Below are 15,103 nucleotides of genomic sequence, written 5' to 3' on the forward strand. Positions count from 1 at the left end.
GGGCGGAATATAATGAAAAGGCCGAACAAGTTCATTGTTCGGCCTTTTCTGATTGATTTGCGAACCGCCGGGCGGCCGCCACGCAAGCGATAACGCCGGCATTCACCGCCGCAAGTTCCCATCCTGCTTTTTCATGGAGAATCATGGCGGCCAGTAACAGTCCGAAGAAAGGCTGCAGAAGCTGCAGCTGTCCGACCGCGGCGATGCCTCCCTGGGCGAGTCCGCGATACCAGAATACGAAGCCGATCAGCATGCTGAATATTGAGACATATGCAAGACTGAGCAGTGCGGGCGCGCCGATGTTTGACCATGAGTCCGGCATGAAGCAGAAAGACAGGATGAACATAAGGGGAAGCGATAAAACGAGTGCCCAAGAGATCACCTGCCAGTTGCCAAGCCGCCGGGAGAGGCGGGCGCCTTCAGCATAACCGAGACCGCACACGATAATCGAAGCGATCATGTACGTATCACCGAGCGGAGAGGATTCTCCTCCTTGCAGCAGAGCATATCCGGCTACGAGGATGCTGCCGGCAGCCGAGAAAATCCAAAAGACCGGCCTGGGCCGTTCGCCTCCTCGCAGTACGCCGAAGATCGCCGTCGCAAGCGGGAGAAGCCCGATGTAGACAATGGCATGAGCGGATGTGACATGCTGAAGCGCTAAGGCTGTAAGCAGCGGGAAACCGATCACGACGCCGAGCGCTACTGTTATTAGTGAAATGATGTCGCTTTTAGCAGGGCGTTTCTCCTGAAAAATGAGGAGCAGAGCGCCTGCCAATATACCGGCTATCGCGGCGCGGCATACGGTGAGAAAAACCGGGTCAAAGTCCGCTACAGCCAAGCGGGTCGCAGGAAGCGAGCCGCTGAAAATGAGCACGCCGATAAATCCGTTAATCCAGCCGTTTGCGGCTTTCTTCATTCCAATCACTCCAATATATATTTCTAAACCCATTTTCAAAGTTTATAATGACTATAAACTGAAATTGGCCTTATACAAATGGCCAGTTTTTATAAAAAGAAGAATGCCAGTTTGGAGGGAGTAAAAATGGATATCACGCCATTTTTAAATAGAGATCTGAATATTCCGATTTATCAGCAGCTTTATCGGCATTTTAAGGAAAATATGCATCAGGGCCGTCTTCCTAAAGGACTGAAGCTTCCTTCAAAAAGGCTTTTGTCAAGTCAGCTTTCCATCAGTCAGACGACTGTGGAGCGGGCCTATGAACAGCTTGCCGCCGAAGGCTATATTGTCAGTAAGCCGAGAAGCGGATGGTTTGCCGATTATGACTCGGACGCCGTCTATGTGAAAAAGCCGGGCGCTTCGCCTGTTCAAACAAAGGCGAAGGAAGACTGCCAATGGATTGATTTTCACTACGGCACTGTGGATGCCGCTCATTTTCCCTTTTCGGCATGGCGCAAAAGCATGGTTGCAAGCTTAGATCAATACGGGCATGAGCTGTATCGGCCCGGGGATGATTTGGGCGAGCTTGAATTGAGAACGCTCATTTCGGAGTACTTATATCAGTCGCGCGGCGTGAATTGTCTTCCTGAACAAGTGATAGTCGGCGCCGGGAACCCTGCTCTTTTGCAAATGCTGTGCAAAATATTTGAAGTAAATCTATCCATCGGATATGAAGATCCGGGTTATCCGAGAGCGAGGGAGATTTTTAAAGTCAATCACATGAAGATCATTCCGATACCCGTCGATGATGAAGGAGTCTGTATCCGGAAGCTGAATGAAGAGCGGCCGCGTCTTGTATATGTCACGCCTTCTCATCAATTTACGTTAGGAACGATTATGCCGGTAAACAGAAGGATTCAGCTGCTGAAATGGGCGGAGGAACATCAATCGTTCATTATAGAAGATGATTATGACGGAGAATTCAGATACAACGGCCAGCCGATCCCATCATTGCAGGGGCTTGATCAGCATCACCGTGTCATTTATATGGGAACGTTTTCCCAATCTCTGCTTCCTTCGCTGCGCATCAGCTATATGATTCTTCCTTTGCCGCTTATCGAAAAAGGCAGGGAAATCGCTTCTTTATATAAACAGACCGTCTCCTGCCACAGTCAGCTGACGCTGGCTCAATTTATCAAAAGCGGAGAGTGGCAGAAACATATTAACAGAATGAGAAAGCTGTACCGGAAAAAAAGAGCGGTATTATTAGAGGCCGTGCGGCGCGAGCTGGGACAATACGTCAGGATTCGCGGAGAAAATTCCGGGCTGCGGATTTTACTTGACGTTCATCTGCCTTTCAGCGAAAAAGAGCTGATTGAAAAGGCGGAGGAACAAGGCGTCAAAATCTATCCCGTGTCTCTTACCTATCAAAAACAGGTCCCTGAAAAAACAGTTTCTCTCGGTTTCGCGGGGGTTTCTGAAACCGATATACAAGAAGGCATAAAAAAACTGAGAGCCGCCTGGGCGCTGTAAAAGGCAGCTCACAGTTTGAAATACTGAAGCTTGAGTCAGGGGTGCAGTCTCAGCAGCAAAACGATTTATAGGACGGGCAGGCGGAGCGCAGTATCAATATTTTGCAAATTGAGTCGGACTTGTTCATTTGTGTTCCACGGGTGATACCAGCCTTTTTCCATCATATAGCGTGAGATTTGCTCGTGCATGTCAAGGGCTTCTTCTAAGTGCCGGGTGAGGATCGCTTTCACTTCAGGCGTTCCGGCTTCCGTCGCCGCCATCGCATAGTTTCTGACACCGCTTTTTGCCGAATTCAATAAATCCATTGCGACAATTTGGTCTGTCAGTGCATTCATTCCCGTCAAGTATTCAATAATCGGATTCATTCGTCATTCATCTCCTCATTCATGCTGTGCATCAGATAAAATTGAGGCAAATTCCTGCAATTGCCTTGTTGATGTATCCGCATCCTGCTGCATGATTTCTTTCAGCTGCGGATCGGATACGAGCGCTTTCATGGTTTTAGATTTCGTCAGACAAAGTGACTTAAAAGAAGCCATCTCCTGAATTTCAAGTAATTCATGTAAGGCGCTGGTCATTTCTGTAGCCTCCGTTCTCTAAGGTTTGAGTACAACTTTTATGCAATCATCTGTTTTCGTGTCAAACATCTCATAGCCGTGCTTCGCTTCGCTGAGCGGAATGACATGGCTTACAACATCGCCCGGATCAATTTTGCCGGTTGACACCAGTTCAAACATATACGGCATATAGTGGATGACGGGAGCTTGTCCTGATCGGATATTGACGTTTCGCTGCATGATATCGCCAAGGGGAAACCCGTTGTATCTGCCGCCGTACACGCCCGTAATCTGGATCGTTCCGCCTTTTCGCACCGCTTGGGACGCGATGACCAATGCACTCATCGCCCCGCCCTGAAGTTTTAATCCGCTGGCGAGGAACTCAAGGTCTGTCATTTTCCCGTCCATGCCGACGGCGTCAATGACAACGTCGGCGCCGCCTTTGGTGATTTCCTTCAGGTAGCTGCCCGTATTTTCGTGGTCTTCGAAGTTCACGATTTCCACTTTATTCGTCCGTTTCGCATGCTGGAGACGGTAGTTGACATAGTCTACGGCTATTACGCGTTTTGCTCCCTTTAACCAGCAGAATTTTTGAGCGAAAAGGCCCACGGGCCCGCAGCCGAGAACGATAACTGTATCGCCTTCTTTTACGCCGGCATTGTCAACGCTCCAAAAGCCGGTTGTCATCGCATCGGAAATAACACTCAGTTTCTCATCCGGTTCTTCGCATGTTTCGGGAACTTTAAAATGGGTAAAGTTCGCAAATGGAACGCGCAAATACTCCGCCTGTCCTCCCGGATAGCCGCCGGCATTTCCTGAATAGCCGAAATAAGCGCCTATATCGCCGTTCTCATTTGATTGATCACATTGGCTTTCCAGGTGATTTTTACAATAAACGCATTCTCCGCAGGCGATATTAAAAGGAATAATGACGCGGTCGCCTTTTTTGACTTTCGTCACGCCGGGACCGGTTTCTTCCACGATGCCCATCGGTTCATGGCCGATGATGTAGTCTTCCTGCAAGTTCGGGATGAGTCCGTGGATTAAATGTAAATCTGATCCGCAAATTGCCGTACTTGTGACTTTTATAATCATGTCATCGTGTTTTTCAATCTTCGGATCAGGCACGTCTTTGACAACGACGTTTTTCACTCCTTGATACGTTACGGCCTTCATGCTGTAATACCTCCAGTGTTAGTGTTCATCAGGTGTGCGGTCAAACATCCCTTTTCTGTTTGTTTCAACGGGAAACAGGTTCATATTTCCGACCATGAGGGTATTTTTCGCAGAGAGCTGATCCAATTTATACTGTTCGCTCAGATCATGCGGGTGAAACCACTTTTTGCTGACCATCAAGTCTGTTATCTCCTGATGCATCGCGATTCCCTGCATGAGCTGTTTGCGCAGCAAAGCTCTTACATCAGGTGAAGCGGTTTCTGTTAAAGCGACGGCGGTATTTCTGACGCCTTCTTTGGCGCGTATGAGAAAATCCATTGCGAATGTCATATCCGCAAGTTCAGGGACATGTAATGAATTGATCGGATCTAAATGGTCATGATTCAATGATGCTTACCTTCCTTTCAATTGATGATCGAAGTCGGCCGGTTTTGAGGAACGGGGGCCTGAAACGTTGCCCGTTCATAAACCGCCTGCAGATCAGCAAGGTCTTGAGAGGCTTGCTGAACGTCTTTTTCCATTAACGTTTTCAGATCCTGATCAAACACAAGCCCTTGCATGAGCTTGGATTTCGCGACACAAAGCGTCTTGAAGTTAATGATTTCATGTAAGTCCAGCGACTCGTGAGCCGCTAATTCACGCTTATCCATAATCGTCTGAAACCTCCCTTGTAGAAATACGTAGTTAATTTCCCCTGAGAAAAGAGGTCTAGTCTTACAAATTTTGTTTATCAGAAAAAGCGGAGAGTCAAAAAAAGAGGAGGCACAATCGCTTCCTCTTGTTCACATGGAACGGCTGTTGGTGTCATGAACATTTTTCTGATGCGCGGGCGGTTTTGCCGCGCGGGAGACGAGACCGCTGAAACCCGGGAAAGGTCATAAAAAAGATATGAACAAAAAAGCAGCTTGCGAACAATCCCGCAGGCTGTTTTTTCTTTCACCCGTCATGCAGGAAAGAAGGGGAAGGTGAGAAGCAGGCACTTATGGTATGATGACAAATAGAATAAAACCTCGTGAGGCCGGTCGGCTAAAAGGAAGTGGACAGAGATTGTTTCGTACAAAACATCAAGAAGACTACGTCTCCCGTGACAGACGTTCATTGCATATGCTTGCGCTTCGGGTGCCCGGTCTGGCGTTTATTTTAATGGTATATGCCGCATCAGTCTCTTTGCAGTACATTTATGAAAGCTGGACGGTTTTTTTGCTGCTGTTATTCACGATATTGATCGTCATTTTTACCGTGCTGCACTGGCATTCCCATCGCTGGGTGAAGAAAAAAACGTTTCTTTATTTCATCATACAGGGATTTATCATATATACATCGGCTAACTTGATGACCGGGGGCTATATCGCGGTTGTCGTCGGTCTCTATGCCTTTTTAATCGGGCAGATTATCGGAATGGCGGATAAGGGAAAAACGCTGCTCATACTCTATCTTTTCATTTTAATGTCCATAACAGCCCTGCACCAGGAGCATCCGCATCATCTGCTGCGTTTCATCGTTATCGCCGCTCCCATCATGATCGTGATTATCACGTATGCGGCCACATTTTTCGCGCAAGTTGATGAAAAAATAAAAACACAGATGACGCTTGAAAAATTAGAGCTCGCTCACCGGCAAGTGAAACAGCTGACGCTTCAGAATGAAAGACAGCGGATGGCGAGAGACTTGCACGATACGCTTGCGCAGGGATTGGTCAGCTTGCATATGCAGCTTGAAGCGGTGCATGTTCATCTTTCAAAAGACAACACTGACAGAGCGAAAGACATCATCCGCCAGTCAATGGACAGAGTGAAAGGCACATTGGCTGATGCGCGCTCGGCCATTGACAACCTTCGCAGCACATCAGAAAAGATCGGGTTCTTAAAAGAAAGCATCACTGAACAAATCAACCATTTTACAGAAGCCTCCGGGCTGTCTTGTTTTTTAGATTACAGCGTGCATCATGTGCTTGACGTTCATACGGCGGAGAATTGCCATTACATGATCGGAGAAGGCCTGACAAACGCCGCCAAGCATGCAGAAGCAAAGAATGTCTGGGTATCCGTTCAAGAAGAAAAGGGACAGATCCGCATAACCGTCAAAGATGACGGGAAAGGTTTTGATGCCGGGACAAAAATGAGAAAAAGCGGACATTACGGGCTGCTTGGGATACAAGAACGCGTCAATATGATGAACGGCACTTTCCGTATAACAAGCGCCAGATCAGCGGGAACTCAAATTGAGATCATCATACCAATTCAAGGAGAGGCGGAACATGTATAAAGTGTTAATAGCAGATGACCATCTTGTCGTCAGAGAAGGTCTGAAGCTTTTGATAGAAACAAATGACCATTACACCATAACGGGAGAAGCGGAAAACGGGAAAACCGCCGTCCGCCTCGCAAAGGAATTAAAGCCAGATGTCATTCTCATGGATCTGTACATGCCGGAAATGAGCGGGCTGGAAGCCATTAAACAGATAAAAGAGCATTCTGATGTGCCGATCATTATTTTGACGACCTATAATGAAGATCATCTGATGATAGAAGGCATTGAATCAGGCGCGAACGGTTATCTGCTGAAAGATACAAGCTCAGAAACCTTATTTCATACGATGGATGCGGCGGTCAGGGGAGAAGTGCTTCTGCAGCCGGATATCTTGCGGCGTTTCCGGGAAATGAAAATGGAACGGGCAAATGCCAATGAAACACAGCTGACGGACAAGGAAATCATAGTTCTAGAAGCCGTTGCGCAAGGACATAAAAGCAAAGCGATCGCCTTCGATTTAGGAATCTCAGAGCGGACGGTAAAAGCGAGATTAACATCGATTTATAACAAATTAGGCGCTGATTCGCGGACGGAAGCCGTCACTATTGCCATGCAAAAAGGCATTCTGAAACTGAATATATAATGAAAAACTGCCCAAACGTACATGCCCCTATGTACGTTTTTTTTATGTGAATGTGAACTACAATTAGGCAGAAAGTAATGATTGGAGAGGAGTATTCGATGTCTGGTTTTTTATATAAATTAGGGGGATGGTCTGCCCGCAACCGATTAAAAATGATCAGTGCGTGGCTCGTGATACTGATCGCTTCGATTGTGATCGCCATCTCGTTAAAACCTGCTTTTTCTGAGGATATGTCAATTCCCGACACACCTTCTGAAAAGGCGATGGATATCATTCAAAAAGAATTTTCAAAGGGTCCCGATAAAGGAAGTATACGGGTTATTTTCGGAGCTGAAGACGGGAAGAAATTGACGTCAAAACCGGAAAAACAAGCGATTGAAGAGACATTAAAGAAGATCAAAACAGATCATTCAGTCGCTTCGATTGCAAGTCCTTTTGAGACAGGAACCATTTCTAAAGACGGATCAGTGGCATATGCCGATATTACGTACAAAAAAGCGGCGGATGACATTACGGATGCGTCTGTTTCACATATTAAACACAGTCTGTCCGCCGCAGGAGACAAGGGTCTGCAGACGGAGCTCAGCGGCGATGTGCCGGGGGCCGGTGTTGAAATCGGCGGTGTATCTGAAATTGTCGGCGTTGTGCTGGCATTCGTTGTTCTGGCCATTACGTTTGGTTCATTAGTCATCGCGGGGCTTCCGATTGTCACCGCCCTGATTGGGTTAGGTGTAAGCGTCGCGCTGACGTTAATTGGGACACAGTTCTTTACGATAGCCTCGGTCAGTCTCTCATTATCCGGAATGATCGGACTGGCCGTCGGAATTGATTATGCGCTGTTCATCTTTACAAAGCATCGTCAGTTTTTGGGCGAAGGTGTACAAAAAAATGAATCGATCGCGAAAGCCGCGGGAACGGCAGGCAGCGCCGTCGTTTTTGCGGGACTGACCGTGATCGTCGCGCTTTGCGGATTGACTGTTGTCGGCATTCCGTTCATGTCTGCCATGGGATTGACTGCGGCACTCAGTGTGCTGATGGCTGTATTGGCATCAGTAACGCTGGTGCCTGCGGTGTTGTCAATCGCAGGAAAACGAATGATTCCGAAATCATACAAGAAGAAAGAAAAGAAAAGCGCCGACACGAATGCCTGGGGGCGCTTCGTTACAAAGAAGCCTATTCTGTTAAGCATTTTCAGCATCATTCTTTTAGCCGTCATCAGTCTGCCGGCCATGCATTTAGAGCTGGGGCTGCCTGATGCGGGAATGAAAGCGAAAGACAGCCCGGATCGCCGCGCCTATGATCTGTTGTCTAAAGGATTCGGAGAAGGCTTTAACGGCAAGCTGACAATTGTTGCCGATGCAAAAGGGGTCAAGGGGAACAAAAGTGAAGCATTTCAAGACGCCGTGAAAGAAATGAAGGACTTGCACAATGTGGCGAGCGTCACACCGGCCATGCCGAACGAAAAAGGGGACTATGCCATTATTACGGCAGTGCCTGAAACCGGACCGAATGATAAGGCAACGAAAGAGTTAGTGCAGGATATACGGAAACTGTCAGACAAAAACGGCATCCGCCTGCTCGTCACCGGGTCAACCGCGGTGAACATTGATATTTCAGACCGGTTAAACGATGCGATTCCGGAATTCGCCATTCTCATTGTCGGGTTTGCGTTTGTATTGCTGACCGTTGTTTTCCGCTCGCTTCTCGTGCCGCTTGCCGCCGTCGTCGGCTTTTTGCTGACGATGACCGCTACACTCGGCTTATCGGTATTCGTCCTGCAGGATGGGAATTTCACCGGCTTGCTCAGCATTCCGGAAAAAGGCCCGATTCTCGCCTTCCTGCCTATTTTAGCAATCGGTATTCTTTTCGGGCTGGCGATGGACTATCAAGTATTCCTAGTCAGCAGAATGAGAGAAGAATATGTCAAAACAAAAAATCCGGTACAAGCCATTCATGCCGGATTGAAACATAGCGGACCTGTCGTAACAGCGGCGGGACTGATCATGATTTTTGTCTTTGCGGGATTCATCTTTGCGGGAGAAGCTACGATCAAATCCATGGGCTTGGCAATGACCTTCGGTGTTCTTTTTGATGCGTTCATTGTAAGAATGACCATTATTCCGAGTGCCATGAAGCTGATGGGACATGCGGCCTGGTACTTGCCGAAGTGGCTGGATAAAATCATTCCGAACGTGGATATCGAAGGCCATAAGCTGACACAAGGCAAAACACCGGAGAAACCGGAAGAATAAAATGAAAAAGCAGATCGTTATGATCTGCTTTTTTTATGTGCTGACCGCATCCATGAAAAGAGAAAAAAGCTTTTTCATGTCTTCATGTTTTTTTGTCAGCATTTCAGGATGCCATTGCACGCCGACGACAAATAATTCACCCGTCCGTTCAATCGCTTCAATGGCCCCGTCTTTCGCATAAGCCGCCACTTTAAACAAAGGCGCCGTCTCTTTTATGATCTGGTGATGGAATGAATTCACCCGCGCTGAATCGCCAAACAAGGAATGAAGACGTGTCCCTTTTTCAAAAGAAACATGATGGGTTTTTAACGGCGGATCTTTTTCTTGATCATGCTTAATGTCAGCAAACGAAGCGTGTGTCAGGTCTTGATATAAAGTTCCCCCGTAAGTGACGTTTAACATATGCATCCCCCGGCAGATGGCCAGAATCGGCTTTTCTAAAGCAACCGCCGTGAGAATCAGCTCCTTCTCGTAGGCGTCTCGATCAGGAAAGGTCTTTCTTAAAGCCTGTAAAGGTTCTTCGCCGTAAAACAGCGGGTCTATATCCTGGCCGCCGGACAGAATGATCCCGTCAACATGAGAGACCTGTTCCTTTAAAAGCGCCGTCTCTTGAATCACCGGCAATATAAACGGCACACCGCCGGCCTCAGAAACAGACTGAATATAATCATTATTGACATATGCCCTATTATAACCCGGGAAAGGGCCGGATTGATCAGCCATAATGTTTCCCGTAATTCCGATGCGTTTGGCCATTCTTCGCCCCCCTGAACCATGCTCATAATTAATCTGAACGTAGGTTGTACAAATCAGTTTGAAATTATTCTTCATGATACGTGAGCTTTCCAAAACAAAACCCGTGACAATCACGGGTTTTTACATTCATTTCAATTTCTTGATTTCTTCCGTCAGCTCTTTGAATTTTTGATCAAGCTCACGATATTGTTTATCAGCCGGAGTCATGAAGCTGAGTTTTCCGAGGACTTCCTGCCGTTCGGTCTCAAGCTTTAATCGCAGTTCTTCAGCATCGTCTCTGACGGAGGGAGATTCTTTCCATTGTTTTCGGACGCTGCCGTTTGAGATATCAAGCCGGATGTCCGTCGTCTTTTCGACAAAGTAACGATCATGAGATACGATGATGAGCGTTCCGTCGTATCGGGCCAAAGTGTCTTCAAGCTGCTCGCGTGACGGCAGATCAAGGTGGTTTGTCGGCTCATCCAGAATCAGCACATCTTTCTCCTCTAAAATAAACGCCATCAGTTTGCATTTGACCCGCTCTCCCATGCTCATCTTGCCGATGGGTTCCGTCCATTGCGCTGCGGTAAATCCTAAATGCTTCATGAGGGATTGGACATTTCCCCTAGCTTCGAACGTTTCTTTGTAAAAAAGCTGTTCGGGGGTTTTATCAAGCGGAAGGTCGAATACTTCCTGCGTTAAATATCCGACGTTTGCAGAGGGAGAAATCCATATGCCGCCCTGCGCTTTTTCCTGACCGAGGATGACCTTCAATAATGTTGTTTTCCCGCTGCCGTTCGGGCCTGTAATCGCGATCTTTTCACCGTGCATCACAGTGAAATTCACGTTTTTGAAAAGCGTTCGTCCGTCATATGACTTTGTGACATCCCTTACTTCTAAAAAACGCTTTCCCGCTTTTTTGCGGTGCTCAATGGAAAAACGGACTTCATACTCCGCTTCAACCGGTTCTGCTTTCGCTTTTTCAAGCTCTTTTTCAAGACGCTTCTGCTTTGATTTAATCTGGGCGTCCGTGCGTTTTGCTTTTACGCGATGGTATTCTTTAAAGCCTTCTATTTTCGTTGATTGGGCGTGGGCTTTTTTTGACCAGGCGCTCAGCTCGTTCATTTGAGCTTCAATCCTTTTGACCATATTCTGCTGATTCTCATATTCGCGCTGCTGTGTCAGCCTTCTCTGTTTGCGGACCTCCATATAGCTTGAATAATTCCCTTTATGTTCAATGAGTTTCTTTCCTTCGATGGCCCAGATTTTTGTCGCCGCTGCATCTATAAAAGCACGATCATGCGAAACAAAAATAATGGTGCCTTTGTAATTCTTGATCTGATTTAGCAGTATTTCCAAACTGTGCTGATCGAGGTGGTTCGTCGGCTCATCTAATAACAAAAGGCTGCTTGAGGAGGAGAAACCTTTGGCAAGACGGGCTTTCAATTTTTCTCCGCCGCTTAATTGCGAAAAGGCGCGTGCGGGTACGTTCCACTTTTCTAACAAGGCTGCCTCCGCAGGCTCCGGATGGCCGGAATCATAAGCTTCTGTTTCTTGTTCCACCATATATATGTTCACATCTTGCATCATCTGGATCTGTCCTTGTGACGGCGCTTTTTGATTGCAGATCAATTGCAGCAATAACGATTTGCCGGCGCCGTTTTTACCGATAACGCCGATGATGTCACCTTGCTGAACGCTCGCGCTGATTTGTTCAAAAAGGGGAACGCTGTTGATTTCATAACTGATGCCGCTTATTTTTAACATTTCTTTCATATGTCAATCCCTCGCTTTAAAGGGAGGACCAAAAAAATCCTCCCAATTGATTTGGAAGGATTAGCCGTACCTGTGCATGATCAAATAAGCTATTTTTACATAGCTTTCGTATCGTATAGAAAATGGGCAGACTAATCCTATTTTTTCTGATTTGAAATATTTGATTTCAAACGGTCAAAATAAGATTAGTTAATCATTGTCCACCCATCATCCCTTCGTATTTGTTACAAACAGTGTAGCACACACTTATCTGTAAAAGCAAAGGGTATAAGCCTTTTTATTCCAGATTGGAGACTTCCCATTCTTCTTCTAAAACGGCATAATAATATTCGTCCCACCATTCATTATCATGGGGGATGCATTTTTTAAAAAAGCCTTCCCGTCTCATCCCGATCTTTTCCATCACCCGGTGCGAAGCCATGTTTTCCGGCTGACATGTCGCAATGATCCGGTGTAATTTCATCTTGTTAAACCCGAATGCCAGCACGGCGCGCGCCGCCTCTGAAGCATATCCTTTGCCCTGGTATTCCGGGTGAAACACCCAGCCGATTTCATACGTATGATCGCCAAAATACTGAAAAAAAGCAATGTGGCCAATGACCGTTTTCTCATCCTTCAATAAAACGGGAAACTTCCCGGCATGTTCACCGCTGTTTTCAGTAACGAATTTCCTGGCATCTTCTTCGGTAAAGACACCCTCTGGTATATATTTCATGACATTCGGATTTGAGGTGTACGCATAGACATCCTGCCAATCTTCCGGTTCAAATGTCCGGATTACGAGCCTGTCAGTTTTGATATTCATTTTTTATGTTCCTCCATCAAAAAAGGTTTCATTTACTACTTCGATTGAAAGATGTAAAAACCTTTAAGCGGGGAAGAGCCGAATAAAAAAAGCCTGCAGCTATACACTGCAGGCGGTTATTTTTCATTTCCGGCGGCGGGCAGGTTTGTAAACCCGAATTGCCCTCCGACAGCTTCTTTTACTTCATGAATAACGATAAATGATTTCGGATCAATTTTTTGAACATGTTTTTTGATTTTCAGCAATTCGTTCTTTTTAATGACAACATAGATAATGCGCTTGTCTTTGCTGCCGTAATACCCGTATCCGTAAAAAATCGTCGCCGCGTTGCCGTACTCGGAGGTGATGGCTTTGGCGATTTCTTCGTATTGGTCAGACATAATGGTGAGAGCTTTTTTATTATGGAAACCCTCAATGACAATATCGACGATTTTGGCGCACAGATATACGAATATAAACGTATACAGCATATGATTGATACCGATCGCTAAAACGGATGCGAAAATGATGACACAATCCATATAAAACATGCTTTTGGAGATGTTAAAGCCCTTTGTGTAATTTAATAAATACGCCAACAGCGTGGTCCCGCCGGTAGATCCGTCAGCGATAAAGATCAATGCCAGCCCCGCTCCCATCAGCAGAGCGCCGAATACAATCCCGAGCACCATATCGTGCACGCCGAACGGAATAAAGCTGACGATGCTGAGAAAAACAGAAGTCATTCCCGTACCGAGTATCGTGTATAAAATCGTTTTTTTCGTTAAAAATTTATAAGCCAGCCCGATAAAAATCAAATTTACAACCAGAGTCGTAATACTTGCAGGTATATGGAAAAGATAATATAACACGAGAGCGATTCCCACGGTGCTGCCGTCCCCTAAATGATTCGGGATGACGAAAAATTCCACGGACGCCGCAATAAGAAAGGCTCCGGCCATAATCATCAGTATATCCTTGCAAATGTTCTTCATGTGCAAACCTCCTCCGCAGTCAAAAATATATAAAAAACAAAAACGCCTCAAAAATTATCCAGCAGAACTAAATAATTTTTAAGACGAATCATTCACAATCTCGTTTGTTCATTCAGTAAAGAATGATCAGCTTCAATATCGAAGATTATATAGACACCTTCACATCTTGTCAATGTCGTGAAAATTGATTTTTCTGCAGTGTATATGAGGTTTAAATCAAGTTAAAACGAGGAATGATATCAGAAGAGTTTTCATTTCTGCTCTATCAATAAGAGAAATGTAATGAGAGACAACGAAGAAGGGATGATGACATTGGAACGAATTTTTATCAGTCCGGCCAAATACGTGCAGGGAAAAAACGCCATTAAAACGATCGGCGGACATCTGGAGGGCGTTGGTGAAAAAGCCGTCGTCATCGCGGACAAAACCGTATGGGATATCGCGGGCCACAAGGTGACGGCTGAATTAAAGAAAAGCAATATCTCTTCTGAAGAGGCGGTTTTCAACGGCGAAGCCTCCCAGGAAGAAATGAAAAGAATTGCCGGCATCGCAGAAAAAGCAGGCGCGACTATTGTCATCGGAGTCGGCGGCGGTAAAACGCTTGATACGGCCAAAGCCGTATCAGATGAAATAAACGGCTATACCGTTATCGTGCCGACGGCCGCTTCAACGGATGCTCCGACAAGCGGGCTGTCTGTCGTGTATTCTGAACAAGGCGCGTTCGAAAACTATCGTTTCTATCATAAGAATCCTGACCTGGTTCTGGTCGATACGAAAATCGTCGCGGAAGCTCCGCCGCGCTTTTTAGCATCAGGGATTGCCGATGCAATGGCGACGTGGATAGAGGCGCGCAGTGTCATCGCCAATGGCGGTAAAACGATGGCAGGCGGAATTCCGACAATCGCCGGAGAGGCTATCGCGGAAAAATGTGAAGCGGTATTATTCAAATACGGCCATCTCGCTTATGAGTCTGTGAAAGCGAAAGCCGTTACGCCCGCATTGGAAGCGGTGGTTGAAGCCAATACACTTCTGAGCGGACTGGGATTTGAAAGTGGCGGCTTAGCTGCGGCACATGCCATTCATAACGGATTTACCGCGCTTGAAGGTGAAATCCATCACTTGACCCACGGTGAAAAAGTGGCATTCGGCACGCTCGTTCAATTGGCGCTGGAAAAACGTTCGCTTGAGGAAATTGAGCGGTATATCGCGTTTTATATCAGCTTGGGGCTGCCTGTCACACTTGAAGACATCAAATTGAAAGACGCATCTAAAGAGGACATTATGAAAGTGGCAGAAGCCGCGACGATTGAAGAAGAAACAATTCATGCCGCTTTTGACGTGACGGCTGACGACGTGGCGGATGCCATTATAGCGGCTGATCAATACGCAAAAGCATTTAAAGAAAAACACGCGTAAAACCTTTTACCGCGTGACCCGGACCCAAGGGCTGTTACAGCCCTTGGTTTTTTTGCGCCCTTTGAAAACTTTTAAAAATAAAGAAAAA

At 46.4% G+C, this 15,103-nt stretch carries 15 protein-coding genes; 5 read left to right on the plus strand and 10 right to left on the minus strand.

Annotated elements, in window-relative coordinates; translation table 11 throughout:
• Window positions 1-31: 31 nt before the first annotated feature.
• Window positions 32-916, minus strand: a complete 885-nt coding sequence (locus NYE42_RS02850) for a DMT family transporter (RefSeq protein WP_015416914.1) — start codon at window positions 914-916, stop codon at window positions 32-34.
• Between the two features lie 126 nt (window positions 917-1,042).
• Between NYE42_RS02850 and NYE42_RS02855 the strand changes: the two genes are divergently transcribed.
• Window positions 1,043-2,431 (plus strand): PLP-dependent aminotransferase family protein, encoded by a 1,389-nt coding sequence (locus NYE42_RS02855; RefSeq protein ID WP_241457930.1) that lies wholly within the window; start codon window positions 1,043-1,045, stop codon window positions 2,429-2,431.
• 65 nt (window positions 2,432-2,496) lie between these two features.
• Here the strand turns inward: NYE42_RS02855 and NYE42_RS02860 are convergent, their stop codons facing one another.
• The 5 genes from NYE42_RS02860 to NYE42_RS02880 are packed head-to-tail and all read right to left on the minus strand — an operon-like array spanning window position 2,497 to window position 4,814.
• Window positions 2,497-2,796: a spore coat protein gene (locus NYE42_RS02860; protein ID WP_014417026.1), complete on the minus strand. Its 300-nt coding sequence runs from the start codon at window positions 2,794-2,796 to the stop codon at window positions 2,497-2,499.
• Between the two features lie 15 nt (window positions 2,797-2,811).
• On the minus strand, window positions 2,812-3,009 hold the full coding sequence (locus NYE42_RS02865; RefSeq protein WP_015416916.1) for a hypothetical protein: 198 nt from the start codon (window positions 3,007-3,009) through the stop codon (window positions 2,812-2,814).
• An 18-nt stretch (window positions 3,010-3,027) separates the two neighbouring features.
• Window positions 3,028-4,164, minus strand: a complete 1,137-nt coding sequence (locus NYE42_RS02870) for a zinc-dependent alcohol dehydrogenase (RefSeq protein WP_014417028.1) — start codon at window positions 4,162-4,164, stop codon at window positions 3,028-3,030.
• Between the two features lie 18 nt (window positions 4,165-4,182).
• Window positions 4,183-4,551 carry a spore coat protein gene (locus NYE42_RS02875; protein ID WP_003156070.1) on the minus strand — a complete coding sequence of 123 codons (369 nt, stop codon included), beginning with the start codon at window positions 4,549-4,551 and terminating at the stop codon, window positions 4,183-4,185.
• Window positions 4,552-4,568: 17 nt separating this feature from the next.
• Window positions 4,569-4,814: a hypothetical protein gene (locus NYE42_RS02880; RefSeq protein WP_015416919.1), complete on the minus strand. Its 246-nt coding sequence runs from the start codon at window positions 4,812-4,814 to the stop codon at window positions 4,569-4,571.
• A gap of 397 nt (window positions 4,815-5,211) precedes the next feature.
• Here NYE42_RS02880 and NYE42_RS02885 point away from each other — a divergent pair, with 397 nt between their 5' ends.
• From NYE42_RS02885 to NYE42_RS02895, 3 genes are all read left to right on the plus strand, one after another.
• Entirely contained in the window at window positions 5,212-6,429 is a 1,218-nt protein-coding gene (locus NYE42_RS02885; RefSeq protein ID WP_040238494.1) for a sensor histidine kinase, read from the plus strand.
• Window positions 6,422-7,057, plus strand: coding sequence for a response regulator transcription factor (locus NYE42_RS02890; protein ID WP_040238492.1), 636 nt, complete (start codon window positions 6,422-6,424; stop codon window positions 7,055-7,057). The genes NYE42_RS02885 and NYE42_RS02890 overlap by 8 nt, the downstream gene beginning before the upstream one ends.
• Window positions 7,058-7,155: 98 nt before the next feature.
• The gene (locus NYE42_RS02895) at window positions 7,156-9,309 is read left to right on the plus strand and encodes an MMPL family transporter (RefSeq protein ID WP_061581823.1); all 2,154 of its coding nucleotides are present in this window, start codon (window positions 7,156-7,158) and stop codon (window positions 9,307-9,309) included.
• Window positions 9,310-9,342: 33 nt separating this feature from the next.
• On the opposite strand, the gene NYE42_RS02900 is transcribed toward NYE42_RS02895, so the two are convergent.
• The 4 genes from NYE42_RS02900 to NYE42_RS02915 all read right to left on the minus strand — a co-directional run bounded on the left by NYE42_RS02900 (window position 9,343) and on the right by NYE42_RS02915 (window position 13,599).
• The gene (locus tag NYE42_RS02900; protein WP_015416922.1) at window positions 9,343-10,065 is read right to left on the minus strand and encodes a gamma-glutamyl-gamma-aminobutyrate hydrolase family protein; all 723 of its coding nucleotides are present in this window, start codon (window positions 10,063-10,065) and stop codon (window positions 9,343-9,345) included.
• Between the two features lie 126 nt (window positions 10,066-10,191).
• Window positions 10,192-11,820: a ribosomal protection-like ABC-F family protein gene (abc-f, locus tag NYE42_RS02905; protein WP_040238486.1), complete on the minus strand. Its 1,629-nt coding sequence runs from the start codon at window positions 11,818-11,820 to the stop codon at window positions 10,192-10,194.
• A gap of 277 nt (window positions 11,821-12,097) precedes the next feature.
• Window positions 12,098-12,625, minus strand: a complete 528-nt coding sequence (locus NYE42_RS02910; RefSeq protein WP_040238485.1) for a GNAT family protein — start codon at window positions 12,623-12,625, stop codon at window positions 12,098-12,100.
• 116 nt (window positions 12,626-12,741) lie between these two features.
• On the minus strand, window positions 12,742-13,599 hold the full coding sequence (locus NYE42_RS02915; protein WP_032866769.1) for a YitT family protein: 858 nt from the start codon (window positions 13,597-13,599) through the stop codon (window positions 12,742-12,744).
• Window positions 13,600-13,881: 282 nt separating this feature from the next.
• Between NYE42_RS02915 and NYE42_RS02920 the strand changes: the two genes are divergently transcribed.
• On the plus strand, window positions 13,882-15,015 hold the full coding sequence (locus tag NYE42_RS02920) for a glycerol dehydrogenase (protein WP_007609719.1): 1,134 nt from the start codon (window positions 13,882-13,884) through the stop codon (window positions 15,013-15,015).
• The last annotated feature ends 88 nt before the right edge of the window (window positions 15,016-15,103 follow it).

This window comes from Bacillus sp. FSL K6-2865, from assembly GCF_040311405.1.
Taxonomy (GTDB): Bacteria; Bacillota; Bacilli; order Bacillales; family Bacillaceae; genus Bacillus; species Bacillus velezensis.

What these genes read in the sequence shown, in the direction of transcription:
- NYE42_RS02850 (WP_015416914.1), bottom strand. Translation starts at nt 916, where the DNA reads ATGAAGAAAGCCGCAAACGGCTGGATTAACGGATTTATCGGCGTGCTC.
- NYE42_RS02855 (WP_241457930.1), top strand. Translation starts at nt 1,043, where the DNA reads ATGGATATCACGCCATTTTTAAATAGAGATCTGAATATTCCGATTTAT.
- NYE42_RS02860 (WP_014417026.1), bottom strand. Translation starts at nt 2,796, where the DNA reads ATGAATCCGATTATTGAATACTTGACGGGAATGAATGCACTGACAGAC.
- NYE42_RS02865 (WP_015416916.1), bottom strand. Translation starts at nt 3,009, where the DNA reads ATGACCAGCGCCTTACATGAATTACTTGAAATTCAGGAGATGGCTTCT.
- NYE42_RS02870 (WP_014417028.1), bottom strand. Translation starts at nt 4,164, where the DNA reads ATGAAGGCCGTAACGTATCAAGGAGTGAAAAACGTCGTTGTCAAAGAC.
- NYE42_RS02880 (WP_015416919.1), bottom strand. Translation starts at nt 4,814, where the DNA reads ATGGATAAGCGTGAATTAGCGGCTCACGAGTCGCTGGACTTACATGAA.
- NYE42_RS02890 (WP_040238492.1), top strand. Translation starts at nt 6,422, where the DNA reads ATGTATAAAGTGTTAATAGCAGATGACCATCTTGTCGTCAGAGAAGGT.
- NYE42_RS02895 (WP_061581823.1), top strand. Translation starts at nt 7,156, where the DNA reads ATGTCTGGTTTTTTATATAAATTAGGGGGATGGTCTGCCCGCAACCGA.
- NYE42_RS02900 (WP_015416922.1), bottom strand. Translation starts at nt 10,065, where the DNA reads ATGGCCAAACGCATCGGAATTACGGGAAACATTATGGCTGATCAATCC.
- abc-f (WP_040238486.1), bottom strand. Translation starts at nt 11,820, where the DNA reads ATGAAAGAAATGTTAAAAATAAGCGGCATCAGTTATGAAATCAACAGC.
- NYE42_RS02910 (WP_040238485.1), bottom strand. Translation starts at nt 12,625, where the DNA reads ATGAATATCAAAACTGACAGGCTCGTAATCCGGACATTTGAACCGGAA.
- NYE42_RS02915 (WP_032866769.1), bottom strand. Translation starts at nt 13,599, where the DNA reads ATGAAGAACATTTGCAAGGATATACTGATGATTATGGCCGGAGCCTTT.
- NYE42_RS02920 (WP_007609719.1), top strand. Translation starts at nt 13,882, where the DNA reads ATGAGAGACAACGAAGAAGGGATGATGACATTGGAACGAATTTTTATC.